Raw genomic sequence first — 24,613 nt, forward strand, 5'->3', positions numbered from 1 at the left:
GCCTGAGGGCTGCGCGGCGGGGCATCCATGTCGCGAGGGTGGCGCAGGCAGGCACAGCCGCGGGGCCGCGCGCGGCGTGGGTGGGAGCGCGCGCGCCGCTCGCTTCCCTGCCGATTTTTCTTGGGGTTTCAAACGGTTCCGCGTTCTAGGATACGCGGATGACCGAACGACGGGCCGCGCTGATTTTCAACCCTGCTGCTGGCCATGCAGGCGATGCGGTCGAGTCGCTGCCCTCCCGGCTCGAGCGCGATTTCGCGCTGACCGTGTACGAGACGAGCGCGGATCGCAGCGCCGCCGCGTGCGCCGAGGCGGCCCGCCGCGAGGGCGCCCCGCTGGTGATCGCGGCGGGCGGCGACGGGACCATCTCCAGCGTGGCGTCGGCGCTCCTCGGGACGGACACATGCCTGGGCATCCTCCCGCTCGGGACCGCGAACTCGATCGCGCTTACCCTGGGCATCCCGGACGCGCTCGAGGGGGCGATCGAGGTCCTCGTCCACGGCGAGCCGACGCGCATCGACGCCGCCCGCGCGAACGGGAGGACGATGATCCTGCTCTCCGCGGTCGGGCTCCACGCCGACACGGTCGGCGAGACCCCGCAGGACGCCAAGCAGCGCTGGGGCGTGCTCGCGTACATCAGCACCGGGCTGAAGAAGCTGATGAGCCTCGAGCCCTTCCAGGTCGACATCGAGACGGACGACCATCGGATCCACTGCCGGGCGGTCGCGGTGACGGTCGCGAACATGGCGCCTGTGCGCACGGTGCTGGCGCAGGGGCCGCCGGTCGTCTCCCCCGAGGACGGGCTGCTCGATGTCACCATCGTGTCGGCCACCACGCTGGTCGAGGCGGTCGCGACCGGCCTGCACCTCCTGAGGACCGCGCTCGACGGCGAGCCGGCCGAGCGCGACAACATCGGGTTCCTCGCCGCCCGGAGGGTCCGCATCTCCACGGATCCGCCGCAGCACGTGCTCATCGACGGCGAGGAGGTCGGGACCACGCCCCTCGTGATCGAGTGCCTGCCGCGCGCCCTGACGGTCATGGCGCCCCGCCGCGAGGCGGTGCCCGCCCCGCCCCCCGCCGCCGAGGTCGAGGTGAAGCTGGAGGGGCTGCCGGAGCTCGAGGTCGAGCAGAAGGCGTGACGCGGCCGCGCGCGCCCCGCGCGGCGACGACAGAAGCATCGTGACGGCGAGCTCGGAGGAAGGAGCGCCACCCGTCCTCCGTAGGGAAAGGTGGTTCCGCCGGTGGGCGGAGCCGGACCCTGGTTCCTCGAGGGAGGGTGCAATCGATGCGATCGACGTTCTGGGCTGGTGTGGTGGGGGTGTGTCTGGCCTGTTGTCTCCCGGGGCTCGGCTGCGGGGGGGATGATGAAGCAGCAGCGGCCGGGGAGCCGGCGGGAGCGGCCAGGGGCGGCGGGGCAGGCGAGGCGGCCGGGGGCGGCGGAGCGGGCGAGGCGGCGGGGGGCGGCGGAGCGGGCGAGGCGGCGGGGGGCGGCGGAGCGGGCGAGGCGGCGGGGGGCGGCGGAGCGGGTGAGGCGTCCGGGGGCGGCGGAGCGGGCGAGGCGTCTTGCTCGGGGCTCGATCCGTCGGCCGTGGTCGATGACCTGACGGATGCCGAGGTCGAGCAGGCGTGCAGGGGATACCGCAAGTGCAGCGTTGGCGCGATCAGCGTCGAGTACATCTGCCGCATGCTGGGCGTGCTGGGCGCGGAGTTCGGCGACGATCCAGGGACCGACGACGCCGGGCTACAGGCGAGGTGCACCGAGCAGTACGAGAGCTGCATGGCCGACCCGAGCCAGGCAGAGGCGTTGCTCGAGCAGGCCATCGCGGACATCGAGTCGGCGCCCTGCCTCGAGCGGATGCCGTGCACGGCGACCATCGCGGAGATCGACGCGTGCGCCGCCGCGATGGGCGAGCGCTCGCGCAACGTGCTCCCCGAGTGCAGCGCGCTCATCGTGGAGTTCTACGATCAAGCGCACACCGACGAAGCGGTCACGGCGGCCTGCAGCAAGCTCGACCAGGGCTGCGTGCCGATCTTCGCGGTACCGAAAGAGGAGTGACGGGCGGGGTGACGCCGCGGGGGCGATGATGACGGCGCGCGGCGTGGCGCACGGCGAGGACCCGACGCGGCGCTGAGGCATTCCTCGAATTTTCCAGAAAATTCACAGGGAGGCGGGGAGACGGGGAGGGAAATCTTCAAAATACTCCCTGTCTCCCCGCCTCCCTGTTCAATTTCCCCGCTGAAAACGGCTGCAAAATGAGGGGATCCTCCGCGCGCGGCGAGCTCGCCCGGACGCGCTCGGCGCCGCGGCGGGCCCGCGCCTTTCGCCGGTCTCCCCGGCGTGGTAGGGCGTGCGGCGATGAGGCTGACCGCGCGAGCCATCGAGCTGCCGGCGCTGGCGACCGCTCATTCCCATGCGTTCCAGCGCGGGATGCGCGGCGAGGCGCAGCGGCCGGGGCCGTCGGGGGCGGATGATTTCTGGTCGTGGCGCACTGCCATGTACGCGCTCGCCGGGTCGCTCACGCCGGAGTCGATTCACGCGATCTCGAAGGTGGCCTATCGCGAGCTCCGCGCCGCGGGCGTCCGCACGGTGGGCGAGTTCCACTATGTGCACCACCAGCCGGACGGCGCGCCCTACGCCGACCGCACCGTCCTCGCGGACGCGGTGATCGAGGCGGCGCGCGAGGCGGGCCTCCGGATCGCGCTCCTGCGGGTCGTCTACGCGCGCGCGGGCGCGGGCCGGGAGCCGGAGGGGGCGCAGCGGCGGTTCTCGGACGCCTCGCTCGACGCGGCGCTCGCGGATGTCGACGCGCTGAGGGCGCGGTACGCGGGCCGCGAGGACGTGCGCGTCGGGGTGGCGCCGCACAGCGTGCGCGCGGTGCCCCCGGCGTGGCTCGGCGAGATCGCGCGGTACGCCGGGGAGCGCGGGCTCATGCTGCACATGCACGTGGCCGAGCAGCCGGCCGAGATCGAGGCGTGCCTCGCGGAGACGGGCCGTCGCCCGGTGGAGCTCCTGGCCGAGCGCGGGGTGCTGAGCGAGCGCTTCGTGGCGGTGCACGCGACGCACCTCGCGCCGCACGAGCCGGCGCTGCTCGGCGCGGCGAGGGCGTTCGCGTGCCTGTGCCCCACGACGGAGCGCGACCTCGGCGACGGGCTGCCCGACGTGGGCGCGCTGCGCGCGGCGGGCGTGCGGCTGTGCGTGGGCATCGACAGCCACGTGATCACCGACCCGTTCGAGGACCTGCGGGGCGTCGAGCTGGGCGAGCGGCTGCGGACGGGCAAGCGCGTGACGCTGCGCGGAGAGGGCGGCGCGACGCCGTCCGAGGCGCTCTGGGAGATCGGCTCGCAGCGGGGGGCGGAGGCGTGCGGGTTCGCGGACGCGGGCGGGACCCTCGCGATCCGCCGGGACGCGCCGGCGCTCGCGCTGGTGCCGGAGGAGCGGCTGCTCGACGCGGTGGTGTACAGCGGGAGCCCGGCGATCGTGGAGGGGTGAGGGCAGGGATCTCGCGCTCGCTCGACCGAACCGCGGTCGGCTAGCAGGCGCGCACGGGGGCCAGTAGACTCCGCGCGCGATGAAGCTCACCCGCCTCACCCTCCGCGAGTTCACCGTATTCTCCGACGCGACGTTCGATTTTGCGCCGGGGGTCAACGTGCTCATCGGCGAGAACGGGGCGGGCAAGTCCCACATCCTCAAGCTCGTCTATGCGCTGACCGAGGCAGCGCGCCGGTTCGCCGCGGGCCAGGGGCTCGAGGGTGGGGTAGAGCCAAAGCTGGACAACCTGGTTCGAGGCATGCTCATGGGGGTCTTCCAGCCCGATTCCCTGGACAGCTTCCCCGCGCTCAGGCCGGGGCAGGCGGCCATATCGCTCGAATTGGAAGACGCCCGGATCGAGGTCACGCTGGGCCCGGGCGACGCGCTGACGGCCAACGTCACCGGATCCATCTCCGAGATCGGCAGGCCGCTGTTCATCCCTCCTCGGGAGGTACTCTCGATCTTCCCTGGGTTCGTCGAAGCGTGGCTCCATCGCGAATCGGCGTTCGACCGGACCTATTTTGATCTCTGCGTCGCGCTCGGGCTGAAGCCGCTCCGGTCCGGTGGACCGACGGCGCTCCTCGAGCCCATAGAGCGCGAGCTCGGCGGCAAGGTCGTGATGAGGGAAGGGCGCTTCTATCTTCGCTACCCGGGAGGCGACATGGAGATGCCGATGGCCGCCGAAGGCGACCGCAAGATCGCGATGATCGCCTACCTGCTCATGAACGGCTCGCTCTCCGAGAACGCATATCTGCTCTGGGACGAGCCCGAGGCCAACCTCAACCCGGAGCGCGCCCGCCTCACCAGCGATATCGTCGCCGCGCTCGCTCACGCGGGCGTGCAGGTCCTCCTCGCCACGCACGGCTATGCGCTCACGTCGGAGATCTCCTTGAGGGTCGACACCGGCGCGCTGCGCCCCGGAGAGGCCGCGTTCTTCGCGCTTCGCCGTGACGAACGTGGGGGCAGCCTCGAGCGCGGCGAGCGACTCGCCGAGCTCCAGCACAACGCGATCCTGGACGCGGTCGCGTCGCTGCACGAGCGGGAGCAGCAGGCCCTCTTCGCGCCAGACGAGGCGCCGCGGTGAAGGCTCTCGAGGTGGAGAGGATCCGCTTCGAGTTCGGCGACAGCTGGACGGTGGCGGAGAAGTGGGACGACAGCCGTGCCTTCCGCGACGGCATCGGAAAGCTTCACGGCGAGTATCCGGATGAGACCACGGGCGAGCTCGTCCGCGTGGGATCGCAGGCCGTCGACATCGTCGGGGTGCGCGAAGACCGGCTGTACCTCATCGAGGTGAAGGACTATCGGGGGTATCCCATCGAGACGAAGCGGAGGCAGCTCCACGAGCTCCCTCTCCGCATCGCGTGCAAGGTCCGCGACACCATCGCCGGCCTGGTCGGCGCGAGCAGGCTGGGCAAAGCCCTCTGGGCTGAGGACTGCGCCAGGCTCGTCGTCAAGCCGAGGCCGTGCGTGTTCGTGATCGCGTGGATCGAGGACGCGGAGCTTCGCGCGGCCGAGCCCTTCAAGAAGAGGGAGGTCTGGCAAAAGGAACGGAGCGATCGGCTCAAGCAGCGTCTCTCGTGGCTGACACCCCACGTGACGGTGGCGAGCCCGTTCGACGGCCGTGTCTCCGACGTGGTGGCGCAGAGCCTTCCCGGCGCTGGACAGCGCTGAGGGGCACGTGCGCGCTGCGGGATGGCGCTACGGCAAGGGAAGGGGAGCCGGGCGCCGGGCCGGGCACGCCGGGGCGCTCACCCCATCGCGCCCGCCACGAGCTGCGCCGCCCTCAGCACCACCGCCGCGACAGCGCCCACGTCCCACGCGCGCGCCAGCCACCATTGCGCCTCGGCGCCGCTGCTCCACGGCGCGACCCACGCCGGCGGCTCCACCAGGTCGGCGACGGCGAGGACCCGCTCGCGCTGCTGCGCCTCGCGGTAGCCGCTGCCCCCGCCGCCGACGTGCTCCTCCGCCCGCAGGTACGCGAACAGCCGCGCCCCCCGGCCCTCCGGGATCAGCGCGCCGCCCGCGCCGAGCGCCTCCGGCGTCGCCGGCAGCTCGACCGCCGCGCCGCCCTGCTCCACCCGGAGCGCGCCGCCGCCCGCGCGCTCGACGCGGGCGCGCACCCAGCCCTCGGCGCGCTCGCCGCGGAGCAGCGCCCGGAGCGGCGTCAGGTCGGGGCTCGGGCCCAGGCGCGGCGCGCGCTGCCCGCGGAACAGGCGCGCCGCGAGGACCCAGAGCACGATCGGGAACACCGACAGGACCGGGTTCAGCTCGAGCGCGCTGACCACGCCCGCCGCCCCGTCGAGCACCGGGAAGGCGAGCACGCCCGCGCCGGCGAAGGCGCCGACGGCGATCGTCGCGCCGAACCCGCCGACGACGCCGAACGCGACGTTGCCGATCGCGACGACGCCGACGGCGACGTTGCCGATCGCGATGAACCCGCGCGCGACGTTGCCGATCGCGATGAAGCCCGTGACGACGTTGCCGAACACGAGGAACCCGTTCGCTACATTGCCCGCGTCGACCCAGCGCGCGCGCTGCACGGTGGCCGCCGGATCGACCCGCAGCGCCCCCTTCATTCGGTCACCTCGAACGCGGTGCGGCCGACGAGCTGGCCGTCCTGGGTCTCGACGTCCACCGTCCAGTGCCCGGCCAGGTGGCGCGGCAGGCCCCCGCCCACGAGCTGCGACTTGAGCCGCACCGCGCCCTCCGGGCCCGGGACCCGCAGCGTCTCCTCCGGCGCGCGGAGCACCTCGCGCCCCTCGTGGCGCCAGACGTGGAGGAGGCGGTCGCCGTCGCCCCCCGGCACCACGACGTCGGTCACCGCGCGGAGCTCGCGAATCACCGAATAATGCAATGATTTCACCGACATGGCGAGCCGGCCATCCGGGAGCACCGAGGGGCCCACGGCCGCGGAGGACAGGTGCATCGGCACCGGAGGGATGAGCTCCCGCGTCCCGTAGGCGAGCCCGACCCCGGCGGCCGCCGCGACGACGAGGAACACGATGCCCACGCGGCTCCAGAGGGCCCCGAAGGGCAGGTGCAGCGTGCAGAAGCCGAGGACGGACACGAGGGCGGCGGAGAGCAGCGTGTAGAGCGTCCGGGTGTCGGGGAGCAGCGCGGGGATGACGAGGTTGAGGCACGCGAACATGGTCACCCCGTAGAACACCGAGGCGAGCGTCTTCCAGCGCATGAGCACGCGGTCGAAGACGAGATCGAGCGTCGAGAGCACGGCGCAGGCGCCGAGGAGCAGCACGAACCAACGGTTCGGCGCGTCGAGGCTGGCGCTCTTCCAGTAGAACGGGAGGAGGAAGAAGAGCATGCCCTGATAGAGGTTCTTCAGGACATAGGTCATCACCAGGAAGCGCAGCCGGGCGCCGCGCCACGCCGTCGCGAAGTCCTGGCGGGTGCCGGTGCCGAAGAGCCGGAAGAACAGGAGCACGAGCAGCCAGGCGACGCTGACCGAGATGGCGAGGAAGCGGGCGTGCTGGAACCCCTTCTGCGCGAAGCTCACCACGAAGGCGCCGAGGCTCAGCGCGTAGGCGGTGTGCAGCCACCAGAGCTTCTTGTGGTGGCGCTTCAGGAACTCGCGGGCGGCCGACTTGAGATCCTTGGGCCGGCCTTCCTCCCCCTCGTCCGCGCCGGTGTTCAGGTCGACGAAGGACGCCTGGGGCTCGGCCTTGACGGTCGGGGCATCGTCTTCGGCGGACTCCGCGGACCGCGCTGGCCGGGCGGGCATCTTGAGCGTGCGGTCCTCGGGCTCCGCGGAGCGCGCCGACCGGGCGGGCATCTTGAGGGTGCGGTCCTCGGGCTCCGCGCCCGAAGCGGCGGCCCTGGCCGGCATGCGCAGCGTGACCTCGTCGATGGCGCCGCGGTCGCGGCTCGCCGGCGCCGCGGCGCCGCCGCTCGGCCCTCCGGGCGGGGGGTCGCCCGACGCGCGGCCGGGCTCGTCGCTCGGCATGTACACGATGGTCGGCGCCTCCCCGAAGGAGTCGGGGACGCGCGGCTTCTGGACCAGGGTCGTGGCGTTGGAGGACGGCGGCGACGGCCGCGAGGGCGCGTTCGCGTGGGCCTCGGGGGCCGAGGCTTCAGGGGAGCGCGGCGCGTGCTGTTTCATGTCCGGGGCGCAGCGTACCCGACGGACGGTCCACCTTCGAGCGCCGGGCGATCGGGGGGCGCCGGGCGGCCGCTGCATCCTGCAGCCCGCCCTGGCCCGGGCGCCCGCCCACCGGGACGTGCCGCAGAGGAGACGCCGGTTCGACGTCGCCGCGGCGGGCAGGGCTGCTGCCGCGGGGCAGAAACCCCGCCAGGGACGAACCTCGGCGACGCGGCGCTAGCTCTGAACGAACCCCAGGACTTGCGCCACGAATCGAGCCAACACCACAGCCAGAACCACACCGGCGCCACAGGAGCCCAGGCTCGAGAACAGATCGCGCACGCCAACCCGCGTGAGCGGAGGCGCGCCATGGTCCTCCTCACCGGTATCCGCGCTCGACGCCGCCTCGACGTAGTCCCCCTGCTCGACGACGCCTGCATATCTCCTCTCGGCCACCTGCTCGACGCCGGGCGCCCTCCGCTCGACGATGGACCTCGAAAACTGGACCGGGATGCCAATGGACAGGAAGAAGCTGCGCCGGTCCTGCAGCTGAAAGTGGATGTGCGGCTCCGTGGAGTTGCCCGAGTTTCCACAGCGACCGATGACGCAGCCCTGCGTCACGCGATCTCCCTTTTTAACCTGGAAGCTGCCAGGCTGAAGATGAGCGATGAGGCTATATACATGCTCGTCGTGCTGGATGACGACGAAGTTCCCGCGAATGTCCCGCGTGCGCCAGTCCACCCATCCATGCCCGGGTCTGTGGTAATCACGGATGCCATCGACGAGCTGGATCACGACGCCGTCGGCAGGGGCGAGCACCGGGCGGCCATACGCGTGATAGTCCTCGAGCCGCCGCCCGTCGCCACGATAGGTGCGCCCGTCGTCCCCCTCCACCACGAAGTCATAGGCGTACCTCTGTGACAGCAGATCCCAGGAGTGCGAGCTTTGCTTCGTCGTGCCACCGTTCAAGACCTTCCAGCGACCGTCGAAAGGTGTCCGCACCCTGCGCGGCGGGATCGCCTCGGCCGGACCCTCCAGGAGCCGCAGCGCCACGGCGATGAGCTGACCGAAGCCTTGCGCTTGGCTCTGGAGGAATAGGTTCGGGTTCAGAATGGACCCGGCGAAGCTGGATACAAAAAGGCGTGAATATTCAGCGAGCCCGTATTTCCGCTCTTTGCTCTTCGTTGTCATGGTCACCTCGAAGTCCTTGGTTGCGCTCACGCCGGCCCAGCCGGGACGCCTCGCGCGGGCGTCGGAGCGGCGTGGCCTGTCCCTTGTGCGTCGTCGCGGGAGCCGGACGCTCGGCTGGCCGTCACGAAGGGGCTCGCCGGTGCTGGAAGACGTGCGCTCGCCGCGTGATCGCCGCGCGCGCCCGCGCCATCGAGGCGCCGAGCGCCCGGTACTCGCCGTCGGTGACGAACATCAGATCCACGCTGACCATGAACGCCGCAAAGGTGACGAGCCCCATGCACGTCGCGATGCCGATGTGAAACATGATCCCGCCAAGCAGGGCGAGGCGGCGCGTGTGGCGGTTGAGGAACAAGAAGAACGGGAAGCTCACCTGAAACGCCACGGTGGCGTAGGTGAGCGCGTTGACCAGCCAGGCATCCTGGTAGACGTGCTCGGCGACGCCAGGCCAGCCGTAATCCGCGTTGCGGAGGACGTAGTAGATGGCCGTCCCGCTCTGCCACATCTGCCCCTGCACCTTGTAGAGGCCTGCGAGGCCGTACATCAGGCACAGCTGGACGGCGGACGCGAGCATGGCCGCGTTGTGCAACATCCCACCGAGCCGTTGCCGTGTCGCTCCGCGGGTGGGCTGCGCGCGCGACGCGTCGAGCGAGAAATGGGCCCCGAGCTTCGCGAAGACACCATAGATCAAGATGATGCTGACGAGGTTGTCGCCGCCGTCGCTTATCAGCGGGTTGCGCTGGTGCAGCGACCAGAACAGCACGAGCGTGAGGAGCGTCATCGTCCTCGTGTGCCAGCCCAGCAGGAACAGCGCGGTGACGACGATCCCGGCGTGGAAGATCAGCTCGAACACCACGGGCGAGGGGCTCAGCAAATAGAGCGACAGCGCGCCCTCCCCGGTCGCCTGCTCCACCGGGGCAGCGAAGGGCCAGGCGCCGCGGGGGCCGAAGAGGTAGTGACGCTGATGGTAGCTGCTCAGGTACTGATAGAGGATGGCCAGCGCGGCGAGGACACGGAATACGCTGGCGCCGATCAAGGACCGCGGGCGGCCGGCGTCGTCGACGAGCCGGTCCCAGCGCCGGCAGAGCCTCCCGACGAGAGTCTGGTTCATTGTTGTCTCCTGCGCGATCACCGTCTGATCTCCGGCGGGGCCACGTCCTCGCGCGGCGCCCAGTCGTAGTCGTGGACGCTCAGCTCGCCCGCGGCGTCCGGCAGGTGGCGCTGCGAGAAGCGCGGGAACCTCAAGATCGCCATTCGCACCCGCACGGCCTCGACGTCCGCGGGGCCATGCAGCTCGTCGCAGTGGGCCGACGCGGCGCGATTGAGGGCGCGAACGCCGTCCTGGCGACTCCGTTCCTGCGCGATGTCGACCGCCTTCATCAGCTCGCCGTTGCCCTCGTTCGCCGGGTGGGCGATGATCTCCGCCAGGGCGGGGGGCATCGTGTAGGTGAGCCGCCCGGCGCTCGTCAGCGTGCGCAGGAGTCGGTCGGCGGAGCCGAACCGGCTGCGGTAATGCGCTTGCCGGTAGGGCGTGGTGATGTCGGCCCACGGCGTCTCGCGCGTGGCGCCGTCCGGCCCTCGGATGCGGCAGGAGACCATCCACACGCGCGTGCTACTGTCAGGGTCCGGGGCAAAGAGGTGCCAGTCCTGCACGAAGAGCGGGGACATGTAGGCCTGCGCCAGCGGTGCGAGCCTGAGCTTCGCAGGGCTGACCGGCATGAGGTAGATCGCCGTCATCGCGAAGTGGATGGCCAGCGTGGCGGCCAGCAGCGCGGGCACCAGCCTGAGCGCTCCTGGAGCGAGTGACCGCGCCCGCTGGGCGATGCCGCGGGAGCGCGGGCGGGCCGAGGGGGAATCCGTCATGAGCTTGCCTCACTCGTGGTAGGGTGGAGGACAGGCCGCGCCCGTGCGGCGTGCACGGGCGCGGCTCTGGGGCTCGAGCGAGATCAGCGGTAATCGAAGAGCGCATCGCTCGTCGCGGCGAGGGCCGACGTGGAATCCACAGCCCGCCCGCGTGCAATCCTCTGTCCGGCGACCCAGCCGACGCCCCACGCGGCGCCTTGCAAGGCGGCCCTCGCGAGCCCAGGGAAGGCGAGGCGCTCGGCCTCGACCGCCTCGGTCGCTGCGGCCATCTGCGCGATGTGCGACGGAGAGGGCTCCTCGCTGGCGAGCGCGGGAGCCGCTGAGCTGTTCACCACGACGGCGCCGAGCGCGAGCGCGGCGGCCGATGTTGCGATGGTCGACTTGATGTTCATGATTGTCTCCGATTCACGGTTCGATGATGAAGGAGCACCGCGCACGTCGATGGATGGTGGCGTTGCGCTCCCACCTTCAGCAGCGGTCGTGCCACCGCCCGGATGGCGTGCCTGACGGGCTTTGCGTTGCCTCGACCGCGGCCGAACCGCGGGGGCGACGCGTCGCGAGCGACGGCGCGACGTGCGGTGGGCAGGCGCCCTCCGGGACCTCCGGGGCAAGCGGTTGCTCGATCGCGCAAACCACGGAGCGCCGCCGCGCAACGCCGGGGGCGCGGACGCGGAGGGCGCCCGGTTGTGGCTGCACGGTAGATCAGAAGTAGTGAGCGCGCATGTCGTCGAGCAGGCCCGGTTGCTCCGGCTTCCAGCCGAGCAGCTCGCGCGTCGCCTTGTTCGAGGTCCGGTTATCGAGCCCGACGACCATCGACATCCATCCGAAGTGCGCGCCTGCCTCCGCGGCCGGCACGCTCTTCGTCGGCACGCCGGTGCCCTTGCTGATCGTCTCCGCGATCGCGCGCATCGTGATGCCTTCCTCGGCGGTGCCGTGCAACACGGTCCCCGGCGGTGCGCTCTCGACGGCGAGCCGGTAGAGCCGCGCCGCATCGTCGCGATGCACCGCGGGCCAGTGATGGTTGCCATCGTCGACGTAACCGGCGGTATTCTTCTCGCGCGCCATATTGATCAGCATTGCGATGAAGCCCTTGTCACCAGCGCCATGCACCGTCGGAGCCAGCCGGATGACACTGCCGCGCACTCCGCGCTTCGCAGCGTCGACCACGAGACGTTCGGCCTGCAACCGGACCGCGAGCGGCGAGCTCGCCGGCGACTCGTCCGTCTCGAGCGCGACCTTGCCGGGCTTCGAGACAACCAGCGTGCCGTTCGTGCCGACGAACGCCTTGTTCGTGCCCGCCATCGCATCGAGCATCGCGCTGATCGCGTCGCGATCGATCCGGTAGATCGTCGGGAAGTCCGAGAAGTCCATGTGGAACGCCAGGTGGATCGTCGCGTCGGTCGCACGGACGCCCTCGACGAGGCATTTCGGGTCCCTGATGTCGCCGCGATACACCTCCACGCCCTGCGCCTTCAGCTTGTCGGCGCCCGCATCGCTGTGCGCCATGCCGAGGACGCTGTGGCCGGCCCCGCGCAGCTCCTTCAGCACCGCCGTGCCGATCCAGCCAGTCGCGCCTGTGACGAACACTCGCATTGACTTGGTCATGCGAGGACCGTAGCCTCGGAGCGCTCGTCCGAAAAGACGGGCAGCTATACTGGTATGGCGGCTACCACCCTCCCCACGTTCCTGCGCGACCGTCGCGAGCGCGTCCATCCCGCAACCACCGCGCGCCGACGCACTCCCGGATTGCGCCGCGAGGAGGTCGCCGCCCGGGCCGGCGTGAGCGTCACCTGGTACACGTGGCTCGAACAAGGTCGCGGCGGCGCGCCGTCGGACGACGTGCTCGAGCGCCTCGCCAGCGCCCTCGAGCTCGACGACGTGAATCGCGAGATGCTGTTCCTGCTCGCGCACGGCCGTCCGCCGCCGCGCAAGCCCGCGCCGCCCGCGGCGGTCACGCCGTCACTCCAGCTCGTGCTCGACAACCTCTCCGTCCCCGCGTTCGTGAAGACGCCGACGTTCCAGATCGTCGCGTGGAATCGCGCGGCGGTCGCGGTGCTCGGCGATTACGCGGCGGTACCGGAGCGCGACCGCAACGTGCTGCGCCGGGTCTTCCAGCCGGGCTCAGAAAACAAGGTGCACCACGTCGAAGACGTTCGCCGTGCCTGTCTCGCGTCGTTTCGCGTCGACATCGCGCGTGCTGGCCAATCTGACGAGGCGACGGCGCTGATCGACGAGCTGATGGAGACGAGCCCCGACTTTCGCCGCCTGTGGGACGAAGGCGAGATCCGGTCGCACGGCGGGTTCCAGAAGCGGCTCGTCCGTCCCGATGTCGGCGAGATCGTGCTCGAGTCGTCGGTGTTCTACGTCGAAGGCAGCGACGGCCTCTCGATGCTCGTGCTGTCACCCGCGAACGAGGCGAGCGCGCGCGCCGTCGCGCAGCTGGTTCAACGGTCCGGAGCCTGATCGAGGAGACGCGCGAGCAGGTCGCTCGAGCGCTCGAGCGCCGCCTTCGCTGACGAGGCGGCGAGCGCGTCGACCTCGCCGGTCACCACGTCTTCGATCGCGCACGAGGGCTCTTTGCTTTGCGCACGGCGGCGTCGCGCGCCGCGTCGCCGCGCGGGGGCGAGGCCGCGCCACCGCGGGGGTCGAGGCCGCGCCACCGCGCGGAGCCGAGAAGGCTGGTTCCGCGGCCAGGCCGCGGCGGGCGCTGGCGGCGCCGCGCGCCTCGATGGCGCGGCCAGCCTACCCGCGCGCGGCGCGTTCAGCGGCTCGCCGGCGCGAAGGGCGGCATTCGCTCGCGCCGCGGACCTCGGGCGTGCGGCGGCGGTTCAGGGCGGTGATCACTCGTCCTCGTCCTCACCCGATGCGACGTCTTCCGGCGCCTCGTCTTCCTCATCGCCCTCGTCGGGCGCGCCGCCGTCCGTTTCGCCCTCGTCCGGCGCGGCTTCGTCCTCCGCAGGCCACAGAAAGGGGTGCGCAGGAGGGCGGCGGGGCTGCGCAGGAGGGCGGCGGGCGGCGCAGGAAGGTTGGTGGGGGTGCGCAGGAGCCGCAGATCAGTCGCGCAGGCCACAGAAAGGGGTGCGCAGGAGGGCGGCGGGGCTGCGCAGGAGTCGCGCGATTGTAGTGCAGTTCACTGAATTGGGCGCACAGGAGGGCGGCGAGGCTGCGCAGGAGGGGCGGCGAGGCTGCGCAGGAGGGGCGGCGAGGCTGCGCAGGAGGGGCGGCGAGGCTGCGCAGGAGGGCGGCGAGGCTGCGCAGGAGGGGCGGCGAGGCTGCGCAGGAGGGGCGGCGAGGCTGCGCAGGAGGGGCGGCGAGGCTGCGCAGGAGGGGCGGCGAGGCTGCGCAGGAGGGGCGACGAGGCTGCGCAGGAGGGGCGGCGAAGCTGCGCAGGAGGGGCGGCGAGGCTGCGCAGGAGAGTCCCAATTCCGAAGAATGAGAGTCGTCACCGGTCGCGGTGCTTTTTTAGGTCGCAAACCGGAAATTTCGTCGCTCGAAGACTTCGTCCCCACGGCGTTCCTCTATTGTTATCCCCCCGCAGCCCAACGGATAGACTGGCCATGGGCTCGCGTGACGATGTGGTGATTGCGCCGCTCCTACTCAGGGAAGCGCTGCGTCTCGACGGCGATGCCGTCCTCGCCCGTGATCACCTCGCCAGACCAGTCCCAGCTCGTGCCACCTGGGCCCGGCAGCCCGATCTCGAAGGTGACCCCCTCCAGCGTGAGCTGGTCCTCGTCGAGGTAGGCGATGCCGATCGAGTCCCCGCCGCGCCCGGGGCCGCCGTAACCGCCGTCGCCTCCGGGGCCGCCGCTGCCACCCTCGCAGGACCACATGCCGTCCCCCAAGGCCCCTCCTGGAGCGCCTCGGCCGGCTTTGCCGCCTTCCTCCGGCTCCCCGCCGTCGCCTCCTTGGCCCCCGTCGTCGCTGACGATGAAGCTGTCGCGCACCGTCACCTTTGCGTGGAGCGCCAGGATCCCGACGCTCGGCTGGGCGTTCCCGCCCGCTCGACCGCCCCGCCCCCCGCAACCGCCCGCGCCTCCGGAGCCGCCGCCGGCGCCGCCCTTGTTGGCCACGCCGCACACCGCGAGCCCACCGCGACGCCCGCCGCCCCCGCCGCCGCCTTGGCCCGGCATCCCCCGGGCGCCGTTGCCGGCCCCGTCGCCGTGCCATCCGGTCTCATCGACCCGCCCGCGGCCCTTGCCCGGTGCGCCGGCAGCGCCCCACATGCCGCTTCTGCCGGTGTTGCCGCTGTTGCAACCCTCGTCTGCCCGGCTGCCACGTCCTCCATTCCCCTGGTGCTGTGGGTTCGGCTCGGGTACGGGCTCGCCGTCCTCCCCATCTCCGGCGCCGTCGGCGAGCCCGTCACCTCCCTTGCCACCGACGCTCGGGATCCCTCCCTCGCACGAGTTCACCGGCGGAGCCCCGCCCGGGACCGTCGCTGCGGAGCACGCGTCTCCCCCATACTGCCCGTCCGGTCCTTCCGCTGCCCGGCCCGGCCATCTGTCCCCATCGTGGCCCCCCAATCCGTAGTCGGATTCGATCCAGCTTCCGACGATCTCCACCGCGGTGCCCGACCGAACGATCATCCCGACATGCATTTGGCTGCTGAAGAGCATGTGATCGATGATCGAGACCCCGTCCGCTGCCCCCGTGTCGCCGGCGCGGGCCGGCTCGACGATCAGCGCGATCTGCCCGACCGAGGGAAGGACTTTGCTCATGCCCTGCGTCGGGAGTGGAGTCTCCCTCAGGGGTTCCCAATCGACGACATTGAAGCCGCCGTAGATATCCACCCCGGAGGGGAGCGTGATGGACTCCACGAAGCCATCGCTCGCGGCGAACACGCGACCGCGTTCGGTGCGCGCAAGCTCGATGCCGCGCTGGAGGGAACGAACCGGCCTGTCCTTCGTGCCGGGGTTCGCGTCGTCGCCGCCGAAAAACGGAATGTTGACGAACACGCCGCAGCCGTCGACCAGCTGACCCTTCGCAAGCTGCTCCAGGCAGACGGACTCGGGGACCGGATCGCCTGCACACGTCGAGGGTCCGTCGCACGGCGGCCCACCGTTCGGGTCGTCCACCCCCGGTGCGGTCCCGCAGCCGGCCGAGGCGAGCGGCAGCGCAACGACGAGGAGGATCGCGGAATTCAGGTTCATGGGTATCCCTCGATGGCCGCGTGTCGCGCGGCACGATTCAATGGAGCGGCTCGCTTGCCGCGGGGAAGGCAACCAGAGCACCTTGTGGGCCGCGTTCCCCTTTGCCCACCTCGTCCCCCGTGCCGGCGTTCCCCGCGAGACCGCCAGTCCCGGGGTCCCCGGGAACAATGGTGGTCCCGGGTCGAATGGCGAAGTTGGGCACCACGTAGGCGAGGCCGACGGATGCGCCGCCGAGCCCGCCGCCGGCATCACCTCCGCGACCGCCGTTGCCTCCCCTGCCGCCCTTGCACGCATGCCACATGCCGGCTCCGGTATAACCGAGCCCGCCGTAGGCGCCGTTCCGCCCAACGCCGCCCGGTTGGCCCGTTCCGCCGACCCCGCCGTGGCCGCCGTTGCCCGTGCGCACGTCGGTGTTCGCGACCGTCAGGTCCGTGCCCTCCAGCGCGACAATGCCGATGCTCGCGCCGCCATGGCCGCCGCCCCAGCCTCCCTTGCCGCCGCAGCCCCCGCTTCCCCCCGAGCCGCCGGCCGCACCACTCTGGGGGAGACGTGCGGGGCACGCAAACATTTCCCCGCGCGACTTGCTGCCGCCACCGCCGCCGCCGCCATAGCCGACGCCGCCCTTCGTCCCGTCCTCACCACGGATACCGATCCATCCCTCGTCGCTGAGGAAGCCTGGGCCCAAGGCGCCATCCGCGCGACCACCGTCAGCGCCGTGTGCGCCATCGCCCCCGTCCTCGCATCGCGTTTGATCCGCGCCGCGCCCCGCGTGGCTGTCGCGCACGGGATCCTCCGCGAGCGCCGGCTGCCCCGGTGCGCCATCGCCGCCGGCGTCGAGTCCGCCGTCACCGCCGTAGCCGCCCGTCGACTCGATGCCGTCGTCGCACACGGTGACGACCGGGAGGGCGCCCGTCACAAGATCCGCCGTACAGGCGGACGCGCCGTCGTTCCCCTCCACGCCGTCCGTCGCCCGCTCGGTGTCCGCGTCCTGCCCCGGCTCCCCGTCCTTGCCGTTGCCCGCGACGATCACGCTGTCCTGCACGATCGCCGTGGCCCCCGTGCTCAAAATCACCGCGATCGACGACTTGCCATCCGGCGCCGAGGCGTCCGCCGCGACAACGCGCACGCCGGCGATCACCGACGTCGTATCGTCCCCCGCGAGCGCCGTACCCTCCACCCCGAAGACCCGCAGCGGGATCCCCCTCGGCGGAGCGATGATCGTCGGATGCTCCGGCCCGCCGAACGACCCTTCATATGACCAATCCCCGCCGTCACACAGACGGCCGCCCCAGAGGTCTACCCCCGACGGCAGCGTGATCGTCTCCGCGAACTCCCCGCCGCACGCGTACACGCGCCGGGTCGCTGCCTCGCCGTGGGCTCGCCCATGCGCGGCGAGCCCGATCGCGTGTTGCAGGGTCTTCACCGGAGCGTCCTTCGTTCCGGGGTGGTTGTCGTCGCCGTGCTCGCTGACGAACACCCCGCACATGTCCAGCGCCGGCGCAGTAGCGGGGTCTCCCTCGCACGGGTCGGGCGGAGGCTCCGGATCGGGAGGACACTCCAGCCTTTCCCAGCAGTCGTCGGAGTAGGAGCTGCATGCTGTCAGCACGCTGGCTCCCCACACGCAGACTGCGACAGCAGCGACCGAATTAACCGCGTATCGGCGCGACAGCGACCCCATCCCCTTGGCCTCCTGCACGCTCACCACAGCGCCTCGATTTGCGCACCGATTTCGTTCCTCGTCGCCACGGGCGAGACATGGATCCGATCCCGAGCCGGCGAGAATGCCAGGAAGGAGAAGTCCGTGAAGAAGGACGCGGCGGTCACCGCGCCGACGACACCGCCCGCGATGACCGTGGCTACCCCCGCGCGGCCGGACAGGTTGCGCGCGTCTTGCAGGCGCGCCAGTTCGGCACACGCCGAGTTCTGCGGCGCCTTCCAGCACAACGACGAGCTCGAAGACGGCTCGCCCAGGAGCCGGTTACGCCGGGCGGTCAGGCCGTCGTCGAGCCTGTCCGCCCGAATCATGAGGATGGCGCCGATCGACACGCCGGCCGTCGCAGCGGCGATCCCGGTGACGCGCAGCGTCCCCGGCCAGGAAGCCCACGGGTCGGGCTCTTTCGCGCGTGCAGTGGGCACAACGCGCGCGGTCTTCGGCACCGCCGGGGCCTCCTTGGCGCTGCTCACCGGCGGGCCCGGAAGCTTCATCGAGATCTCCTGCTTATCACCCGGCTCGCCGTTGAACGCGTGAAAGCCATCTTCGCGACCCGGCGCCCGGGCCCGCACCATGTGTCGTCCGGGCTCCAGGAACAGCTTGTAGGTCCGCGCGGTCCGACCGATCTTCTGGCCGTCGATGAGGACCTCGGCGTCCGGCGGGTCGACGGAGAGCACGAGCTCAACAACGTAAAATGCGGCCTTCCGCTGGCCGATCAGGAATCGTTCTTGTAGCTGACTCGGCAGCGCCCAATCCCGCTCGAGACTCCAGGTCAGGTGTTCCGCGGCGTCACGGTACTTACGCAGCTCAAGCTCGCAGAGGCCGAGCTCACCGGCGATCTCGGCGGGATCGAACGCCCCGCGGTCGACGTCCGCGCGGTCGAGCTTCATGCCGGGAGGCACGTTTGCGGCATCGAGGGCCGCCTTGTAGGCTTCGGAGGCCTCCACCCAGTTGCCGCGGTCGCGCGCTTTCCGAGCACGGCGAACAAGGTCCTTCACCGTCAACCCGTCGCTTCTCCTTGAGGCCGGAGACCGCTGCTGAGCATCGGCCGAGCTGACCAAGCCCGTTGAAGCGCCAAGCGTAAGCAAAATGAACAACAGGTGCGCACCGCAACGCATGCAACGACGGTACTTACGCCGAGCACGCGACGTCAACCGGGAGAAAATGCTAAAAAGCAGCGCCTCAGGAGAGAATTCACAGGAGAATGGCGGAATCGAATCATCCGTCCCATTTGTCGGCGATATTCCAGCTGACCCGGGTGGAATGTAGCGATTTGTGCTACATTGTCCGACCAAAGTGATCGCGGTCGTGCATTTTGCTGACCCCGAGGGGGTCGCTCAGACGTGCTACCGGCGTGGGCAACCCGTCGAGCATCTCCAGCAGCTTCGAGCTCTTCCGGCGCCTCGCGAGGCGTCTCGGCGTTCCGGCACGCGATGCCGAGGACGTGGCGCAAGACGCGCTCCTGCGCGGGCTGGAAGCGGACCAGCGGATCGCTCCGGGCGGAGACGCGGCGGCGTACCGCGTCACGATCGCCATCAACCAGGCGCGCGACCATGTGCGGACCGCGCGCCGTCGCGGAGAGGTCCTGACATCGTTCGACGAGAGCGAGCTCCGAGCCCAGTGCCCGAACCCAGAGGAGCTGGTGCGCGGGAGCCAGCGGCACGCGCTCACGCGCCGCCTGATCAACCGGGTCGGCCCGAAGTACCGACACCTCCTCATCAAGCATGACCTTGAGGAGATCCCGCTCGCCAAGATCGCCGGCGAGCTTGGCCTCACGACGGAGGCGGTGAAGACGCAGCACCAGCGGGCGCTCGAACAGCTCGCCGTGGAGAAGCGCCGCTATACGGCCGAGCAGGCTGCAAGGGGACGGGACGCAGAGGCGTGCGTCCCCGTGGCGCTCGGCCTCTACCGTCGCGAGTCGTGGCTGGCCACGCTGCGGCGCCTGGTCTTCAGGATCTTGGCACAGGGCGCGCTCGTCATCCTGACGGGCGCGCTGATCTCCGGGCTGTCGCACAGACTGGAACCCTGGCTGTTGCCCGCGGCGGCTCGCGCGCCCGGCTCCGCGCCAGCCGCGCCGGAGGTCAACGCGTCTGCCCGAGAGGGCGGCGCGAGCGCCACCGCCGAGATCGGTGCGCCAGCCGCGCGCAAGGTGGAGCCGTCCGCGCAGCAAGGCGACGCTAGCGCCCTGGTCGCCGTGGATAGGCCCGCGGCGTCGGCCGAGGCTCCCCCTCGTGGCGAGGTGCCCGGGAGTGTCGTGCGCCAAAGCGCGACGCCCAGGAGCGCCGTGCACCCCGCCGTCAGCGAGCGCGAGCGACGCCTGATCCGCGACGCCCGCCAGGCGCTGGACGCCCACACCGCCCTCGATGACCTGGAGGCGCGCCAGCTGCTGGAGATGCACAAGCAGGAGTTCCCGCAAGGGTGGCTCGCCTTGGAGCGCGAAGCGCTGCTCAAGCAGATTCGCTGACTCATCGGCTGTCGATCGACAGCTAGCAGGCGGCGGCGCTGGTGATGCCTTCGGGCAGCACAAGGCCGAGATCCGCCTTGCGTCGGACACGCACGCTCACGACGAGGAGGCAACGTACAATGGAGGACATTCTCGGTGCGATGTGGCTCGCTTCACCGCTCGGTCTCGCGATGATGGCCTGTGTGGCGATCGGCTTCGCTGTCACGGCGCGCGAAGCGCTAGGCCGAGAGCGCGGGCTGCGCGCGGCCGGCGAGCAGAGGCACGAGGACGAGGAGTCGGCCCTCGCCGACGCGAAGGAGGACGCCGAGCGCGAGCTGCGGCGACACCAGCGCCTGCTGGACTGCCACGTGGATGCGCTCATCGCGGCGATAACCAGCCCACGCGCGCGCCCGGTGCCGTTGCCAGGCCGCGTCCTCGAGACATTCTGCGTCACCATCCCCGGCTGGCAACGAAAGCTGGCCGAGAGCACCGGGCTGGTTCCGAGGGACCTGGAGCGGCTGCTGAAGAGCGACCTCCCGATCACGCCCGTCCTCGCGAGGCAGCTGGAGGCCTTCACGGGCACGCCTGCTCGGTACTGGGAGTTCCTCTGGTGTCTGCATGACGACTATCGAACAGACGCGGAGGAGACGCAGCTGATCCAGCTCAGCGAGCCCGCCACCACGCGCGAGAGCTCGGCGCGTGCGCCGGCCGCACCGGCGCAGACCTCCGCGCGGCCGGGTCCAGCTGCGGTTCCCGAACGCGCGCCCGATGTCCCTCCGCCTGTGGCAGCGATCCCCGATCTGATCGCCAGGAGCCCGCGGGCCAAGCTCCCGTCGCCTCCACAGCCGCGGCTTCGGTCTCCGCTCCCGTCCCGCGCAAGCTCGGGGGCCGAGCCCGAGCGGCATGCTGCCAGGCTGACGAGCTTCCCCGTACAGCGCGACGACGGCGGGTCCAGCATTGCGCGCGGCGCCGATTGGGAGGACATCGAGGGGTCGGCCCTGAAGACGACGCTGCCGGGCGTAGGAAGCCATGGAGCAGCGTAGCTGCTGCAACGGCCGTTGGCTGGGAACGTACACAGACGTGGAAGTCCGCGTACTGTTCAGCTCGATCGCGCGGGACAGGAGCCGCGGAGCTGCACAAGAACCCTCATACAACGCTCAAGCGGCTCCACCGCGGTAGAACGCTGTTTTGCGAGGCGCTCCGCCGTTGGCGGGGGCTGAGGCGCTCCGCCGGGCCGAAGCACGGCCGCGCGCGCTGAGCCGCCTCGGCACGGTCGGGAGCTCTCCAAGCTTGACGAGGAGCGCGGCTCTGCGCCGAAGGAATCCAAGCCGACTGAGCCGCGCCGCTTGCCGACCGTGGCGCGCTCAAGCCACAGCGCATCACGGTCGCCTGGACACGCTCTTGCCGGCCTGCCCGAGGCACGAGCCAGCTGCGCGGCGGCACGGCCTGCCCGCGGCGTCTGGTATGCTCGCAGCGTGCGTCCCGCTCGCTACCCCCGCTCCGCCGCCGTGATCCTCCGTTCCGTGCCGCAGCACGACCGCGCTCTGCTGCTCCGGATCGGCCTCGACTTGGACAACCCCGCCCACGCGGAGCTCTTCGTCGAGGGCGTACGTGCCGCGGACGACGCGATCGCGGACCAGGTGCGGTGGGAGCGGGAGCGGCTGCGCTGAGGGCCGCCCGTGTCGATGGCTTCGCGAGCGCATCGACTGCCCGTTCGGCCCAGGCCTCGTCCCAGGCGCCCTTCCGCGGGCGCGTCACCTACACCGCCCGCAGCAGTCCGGCGGGCCCGTCTGCGGAGGGGGAAGCGGACGGGCGGGGGACCCGTGACGGCTCGGTTCCTTGGCCCGTCAGAGGGCGTAAGTATACAACGGACATGTCGGACTCGGGTTGTCGGGGTTCGGCCACGCCGCCCGTGGTGTTACCAGCACCCGCGGGCGTCAGTTTGCTTATCCGGCGAGCTTGTATGGTCAGCACGAGAACGGCAACCGATACCCATGCTCGGCGACAACCAAAGCGCGCCGTTCGGGTATCTGACAACGAGACGGTCGTCTCGTTGTCAATCTTCGCGAACGTTTTGGACTCCAAGCATGACCGTAGCAGGTTCCGCGAGGTTGCCGATGCCCGCCCTCTCCGGGTCTCCGCAGCGGCGGCCTATCTTCGGAGATGCGCAGATAGGTCGCGGAAGTCGCTGCCTATTCACGGAAATACGCAGATATTCCGCGTAACGTCGCGACCTATTCGCGGGAATACGGCGATTGGCCGCGGCGCCTCGCCGCCTACATGCTATAAACCGCCGCTAGGCCCCGCGACGCAACTGATTGCGACGTTGGCCAGACCAGCAACCACGGACGGCTGCATAACCACAACGATAACAAACTGTGGTGGCGGACTGAGACTCTACAACGTGGCACGGTTGCGCCGAGGCGCCATCCTCCACTTGAGGCGACTGTATGAGTAAGACAGATCTTGATGGCCGTGTTGCACTTAGCGTAGTTGATCAAGGACTGCTCGAAGAAGCCACGCGCCTCTACGGCCGGTTGTCCGTTGAGCGATATTGCGAGTATGCAACAGCCCTGCTCAACGGTCCCAAGATTGAAGATCGTCTTGCGCCAGCTGCAGGAATTCGTGCACTGTCAAACAGTCTCCTTCTGTACACAACTGAAGCAGAAGGGGTGATCTCGGCGATGCTGTATTACTTGGTGACCCTATGTGAGGGTTTGATCATGCCCCACGTTCAGCCGCTAATTGCTCTCGCAATTGACAGCGGTCACAAAGGACCGCGCGCTGCCAACGGCCGATACGACGATGCCGAGCGAGCCCAGAAGAACTTTGGCCCTGCCATTAAGTTTCTCGCAACTCACGCGCAGTCGGCGCTTACTCATGATGCACCACGACTCGCGCAGGTGTTCCGCGACTACGACTTGGACGGCCTATCAAAGCTCCGCAACAGCATCGCTCACTTCAAGTTCCGCTTTGAAATCGTCAGAGTGCGATTGGACAAGGTACCTGAGCTCGCGGCGAACCCTCTCCTGCATCACATGGGTCAGAAGGCATTGGAGTTGATGGCCCGACTTCTCAAATTGCCGGTGTCTCTCGACGGCACCTACGCTGACGCCAGCAAGTCTCTCATCCGGTACGAAGAAAAATTGGACCGCCCGCTCACCCAAAGCAGCCGAGCCCGGACATTTCAGGATGTTCGGCGCCTCGTGCCAGACCTCGAGAAGCTGGCATTCTCCTTGGCTTTTGCCTACATCGAGACTGGAACTGCATTCCAGAAGCGTGGAGTTATCAAGTTAGGTGAGTGCGGGCACTGCAAGGAGGGGATGGTTGCCGCACCGGCAACGGTCCTCACCGTTCCATGCCCAGCCTGCGGCGAACTGGGCAACCTTCACTGACGTGCGTATGCAGAAGCGACGCGTACATGACAGGCCAACAAGCGGCTGCTGCCGACCTCGCTTCGCTCGGCGGCAGACCCGCGGTCGTTGGGCAGCCCCCGGAATAGCCCAAGGAAACGGTAGCGATGCCAGCGCGTTCGAACATCTTGCAACGCTTGGTGCTCGAGGTTCACAAGGATCTCGGTCCTGATTGGACCGTTACGGAGTCCCGCCTTTTGCGTGACGCACGCACTGGCGAAGATCGTGAGGTGGACGTCGTTGCCGAGTCGTCCATCGGTGGGTACTCGATCATGTTAGGGATCGAGGTGCGGGACCGAAGTCGCCCCGCCGACGTCACATGGGTGGAAAGCATGGCCCAGAAACATGCCGACCTTCCAACGAACAAGCTGATCCTCTGGTCGGCGAACGGCTTTACCGATGCGGCGAGACGCAAGGCCGAAGCATTGAAAGCGGTAGCGGTTGATCCCGTCGAGAGCACCGCCGTCCCGTGGTCCAGTTTCGCGCGCAACCTCGTGGGCGGTTTCATCAAGCTCGTGCACGTCCAGTTTGACACTGTGATCGATGTAACGCTCGCTGACGGCGCCGGCGCGCGGTGGCAGGCGGGCCGAGAGACGATCTTGACGGACGAGGTTGGAACCCGCGCCGCGACAGTAGGGGCGATCCTTGACCAGGTTACCCCCCACTTGCGCACCGCGGTGCTCGATCATGCGAAGAATGGCGCCGGCGACTTCCACGCCGTCTTCACGCCGCCGCTTCCCTGCTGTGTTGTCGGTCCAACCGGTGAGACCGGGGGTGTGCGGCGAGTGATCTTCTCGATGGCGACGCAGACGGATACCGCCGCCTTGGATACCCGCTCAGTTCTTTGGAACGACGCGGTCACCAGCATTGCTGAAGCACAGTTCGAGAAGGGCGAAGTGCGCGTTGTCGCGCGCGAGACGGCGAACGCGCCGGCTCAGATCTCCGCTGTCCAGCTTCCCCGACCTGAGCGAAGTAAGGGTCGTCCATGACCAAGGCTGCCCAACAAGGGCTTACAGCACGACGGGGCACCCAGGGTAGCTTCGCTCGCCAGCACGCCCTGAGGCTGAAGCCCAAGCCGTTGGTGCGCCAGCCAAAGCTGGCGAATGACAGTAGGTGAGCGAAATGAGTAGAGAACTACGAGTCGAGCAAGTCCTACCCCGAAAGGAGTCCATCCACGGGAAGTCCATCTCTTGCGTTGCGTGGGGCGACCCACGGGGCGAAGCGTAGAG

The 24,613-nt window shown here is 69.9% G+C and carries 21 protein-coding genes; 11 read left to right on the top strand and 10 right to left on the bottom strand.

Annotated elements, in window-relative coordinates; genetic code table 11:
- Nucleotides 1-158: 158 nt before the first annotated feature.
- The 5 genes from WME89_RS07875 (at nucleotide 159) to WME89_RS07895 (ending at nucleotide 5,197) form a co-directional block, all read left to right on the top strand.
- Nucleotides 159-1,136: a YegS/Rv2252/BmrU family lipid kinase gene (locus tag WME89_RS07875; RefSeq protein ID WP_438008614.1), complete on the top strand. Its 978-nt coding sequence runs from the start codon at nucleotides 159-161 to the stop codon at nucleotides 1,134-1,136.
- Between the two features lie 146 nt (nucleotides 1,137-1,282).
- On the top strand, nucleotides 1,283-2,053 hold the full coding sequence (locus WME89_RS07880; RefSeq protein ID WP_438008615.1) for a hypothetical protein: 771 nt from the start codon (nucleotides 1,283-1,285) through the stop codon (nucleotides 2,051-2,053).
- Between the two features lie 300 nt (nucleotides 2,054-2,353).
- A complete protein-coding gene (locus tag WME89_RS07885; protein ID WP_438008616.1) occupies nucleotides 2,354-3,487 on the top strand; it encodes a formimidoylglutamate deiminase in 1,134 nt (377 codons plus the stop codon).
- A 79-nt stretch (nucleotides 3,488-3,566) separates the two neighbouring features.
- Nucleotides 3,567-4,610: an AAA family ATPase gene (locus WME89_RS07890; RefSeq protein WP_438008617.1), complete on the top strand. Its 1,044-nt coding sequence runs from the start codon at nucleotides 3,567-3,569 to the stop codon at nucleotides 4,608-4,610.
- Complete coding sequence (locus WME89_RS07895) at nucleotides 4,607-5,197, top strand: hypothetical protein (protein ID WP_438008618.1); 591 nt, start codon at nucleotides 4,607-4,609, stop codon at nucleotides 5,195-5,197. The genes WME89_RS07890 and WME89_RS07895 overlap by 4 nt, the downstream gene beginning before the upstream one ends.
- Nucleotides 5,198-5,274: 77 nt before the next feature.
- Here the strand turns inward: WME89_RS07895 and WME89_RS07900 are convergent, their stop codons facing one another.
- The 7 genes from WME89_RS07900 to WME89_RS07930 all read right to left on the bottom strand — a co-directional run bounded on the left by WME89_RS07900 (nucleotide 5,275) and on the right by WME89_RS07930 (nucleotide 12,275).
- Nucleotides 5,275-6,102 (bottom strand): hypothetical protein, encoded by an 828-nt coding sequence (locus WME89_RS07900; RefSeq protein WP_438008619.1) that lies wholly within the window; start codon nucleotides 6,100-6,102, stop codon nucleotides 5,275-5,277.
- Nucleotides 6,099-7,640 (bottom strand): DUF5924 family protein, encoded by a 1,542-nt coding sequence (locus WME89_RS07905; RefSeq protein WP_438008620.1) that lies wholly within the window; start codon nucleotides 7,638-7,640, stop codon nucleotides 6,099-6,101. Before WME89_RS07905 ends, WME89_RS07900 begins: the two co-directional genes overlap by 4 nt.
- 216 nt (nucleotides 7,641-7,856) lie before the next feature.
- The gene (locus tag WME89_RS07910; protein WP_438008621.1) at nucleotides 7,857-8,810 is read right to left on the bottom strand and encodes a M23 family metallopeptidase; all 954 of its coding nucleotides are present in this window, start codon (nucleotides 8,808-8,810) and stop codon (nucleotides 7,857-7,859) included.
- Between the two features lie 121 nt (nucleotides 8,811-8,931).
- A complete protein-coding gene (locus tag WME89_RS07915; protein ID WP_438008622.1) occupies nucleotides 8,932-9,918 on the bottom strand; it encodes an HTTM domain-containing protein in 987 nt (328 codons plus the stop codon).
- A gap of 17 nt (nucleotides 9,919-9,935) precedes the next feature.
- A complete protein-coding gene (locus WME89_RS07920) occupies nucleotides 9,936-10,586 on the bottom strand; it encodes a DUF5819 family protein (protein WP_438008623.1) in 651 nt (216 codons plus the stop codon).
- A gap of 167 nt (nucleotides 10,587-10,753) precedes the next feature.
- Nucleotides 10,754-11,062, bottom strand: a complete 309-nt coding sequence (locus WME89_RS07925) for a hypothetical protein (RefSeq protein WP_438008624.1) — start codon at nucleotides 11,060-11,062, stop codon at nucleotides 10,754-10,756.
- A gap of 310 nt (nucleotides 11,063-11,372) precedes the next feature.
- On the bottom strand, nucleotides 11,373-12,275 hold the full coding sequence (locus tag WME89_RS07930; RefSeq protein WP_438008625.1) for an SDR family oxidoreductase: 903 nt from the start codon (nucleotides 12,273-12,275) through the stop codon (nucleotides 11,373-11,375).
- 54 nt (nucleotides 12,276-12,329) lie between these two features.
- Here WME89_RS07930 and WME89_RS07935 point away from each other — a divergent pair, with 54 nt between their 5' ends.
- Nucleotides 12,330-13,133, top strand: coding sequence for a helix-turn-helix transcriptional regulator (locus WME89_RS07935; RefSeq protein WP_438008626.1), 804 nt, complete (start codon nucleotides 12,330-12,332; stop codon nucleotides 13,131-13,133).
- 1,130 nt (nucleotides 13,134-14,263) lie between these two features.
- Here WME89_RS07935 and WME89_RS07940 read toward each other — a convergent pair.
- Genes WME89_RS07940 through WME89_RS07950 form a run of 3 tightly spaced genes read right to left on the bottom strand, consistent with a single transcriptional unit; the run spans nucleotide 14,264 to nucleotide 18,418 of the window.
- The gene (locus WME89_RS07940) at nucleotides 14,264-15,817 is read right to left on the bottom strand and encodes a hypothetical protein (protein ID WP_438008627.1); all 1,554 of its coding nucleotides are present in this window, start codon (nucleotides 15,815-15,817) and stop codon (nucleotides 14,264-14,266) included.
- A gap of 37 nt (nucleotides 15,818-15,854) precedes the next feature.
- Nucleotides 15,855-17,495, bottom strand: a complete 1,641-nt coding sequence (locus WME89_RS07945) for a hypothetical protein (protein ID WP_438011909.1) — start codon at nucleotides 17,493-17,495, stop codon at nucleotides 15,855-15,857.
- Nucleotides 17,496-17,515: 20 nt separating this feature from the next.
- Nucleotides 17,516-18,418 (bottom strand): PEGA domain-containing protein, encoded by a 903-nt coding sequence (locus tag WME89_RS07950; RefSeq protein WP_438011910.1) that lies wholly within the window; start codon nucleotides 18,416-18,418, stop codon nucleotides 17,516-17,518.
- A 464-nt stretch (nucleotides 18,419-18,882) separates the two neighbouring features.
- Between WME89_RS07950 and WME89_RS07955 the strand changes: the two genes are divergently transcribed.
- From WME89_RS07955 to WME89_RS07975, 5 genes are all read left to right on the top strand, one after another.
- Nucleotides 18,883-19,992: a sigma-70 family RNA polymerase sigma factor gene (locus tag WME89_RS07955; RefSeq protein ID WP_438008628.1), complete on the top strand. Its 1,110-nt coding sequence runs from the start codon at nucleotides 18,883-18,885 to the stop codon at nucleotides 19,990-19,992.
- A gap of 173 nt (nucleotides 19,993-20,165) precedes the next feature.
- A complete protein-coding gene (locus tag WME89_RS07960; protein ID WP_438011911.1) occupies nucleotides 20,166-21,014 on the top strand; it encodes a helix-turn-helix transcriptional regulator in 849 nt (282 codons plus the stop codon).
- Between the two features lie 432 nt (nucleotides 21,015-21,446).
- Entirely contained in the window at nucleotides 21,447-21,641 is a 195-nt protein-coding gene (locus WME89_RS07965) for a hypothetical protein (protein ID WP_438008629.1), read from the top strand.
- A gap of 780 nt (nucleotides 21,642-22,421) precedes the next feature.
- Nucleotides 22,422-23,366: a hypothetical protein gene (locus tag WME89_RS07970; protein ID WP_438008630.1), complete on the top strand. Its 945-nt coding sequence runs from the start codon at nucleotides 22,422-22,424 to the stop codon at nucleotides 23,364-23,366.
- A gap of 125 nt (nucleotides 23,367-23,491) precedes the next feature.
- Complete coding sequence (locus WME89_RS07975; RefSeq protein ID WP_438008631.1) at nucleotides 23,492-24,373, top strand: restriction endonuclease; 882 nt, start codon at nucleotides 23,492-23,494, stop codon at nucleotides 24,371-24,373.
- Nucleotides 24,374-24,613 lie beyond the last annotated feature (240 nt).

It is taken from the genome of Sorangium sp. So ce321, assembly GCF_051530195.1.
Lineage (GTDB): Bacteria > Myxococcota_A > Polyangia > Polyangiales > Polyangiaceae > Sorangium.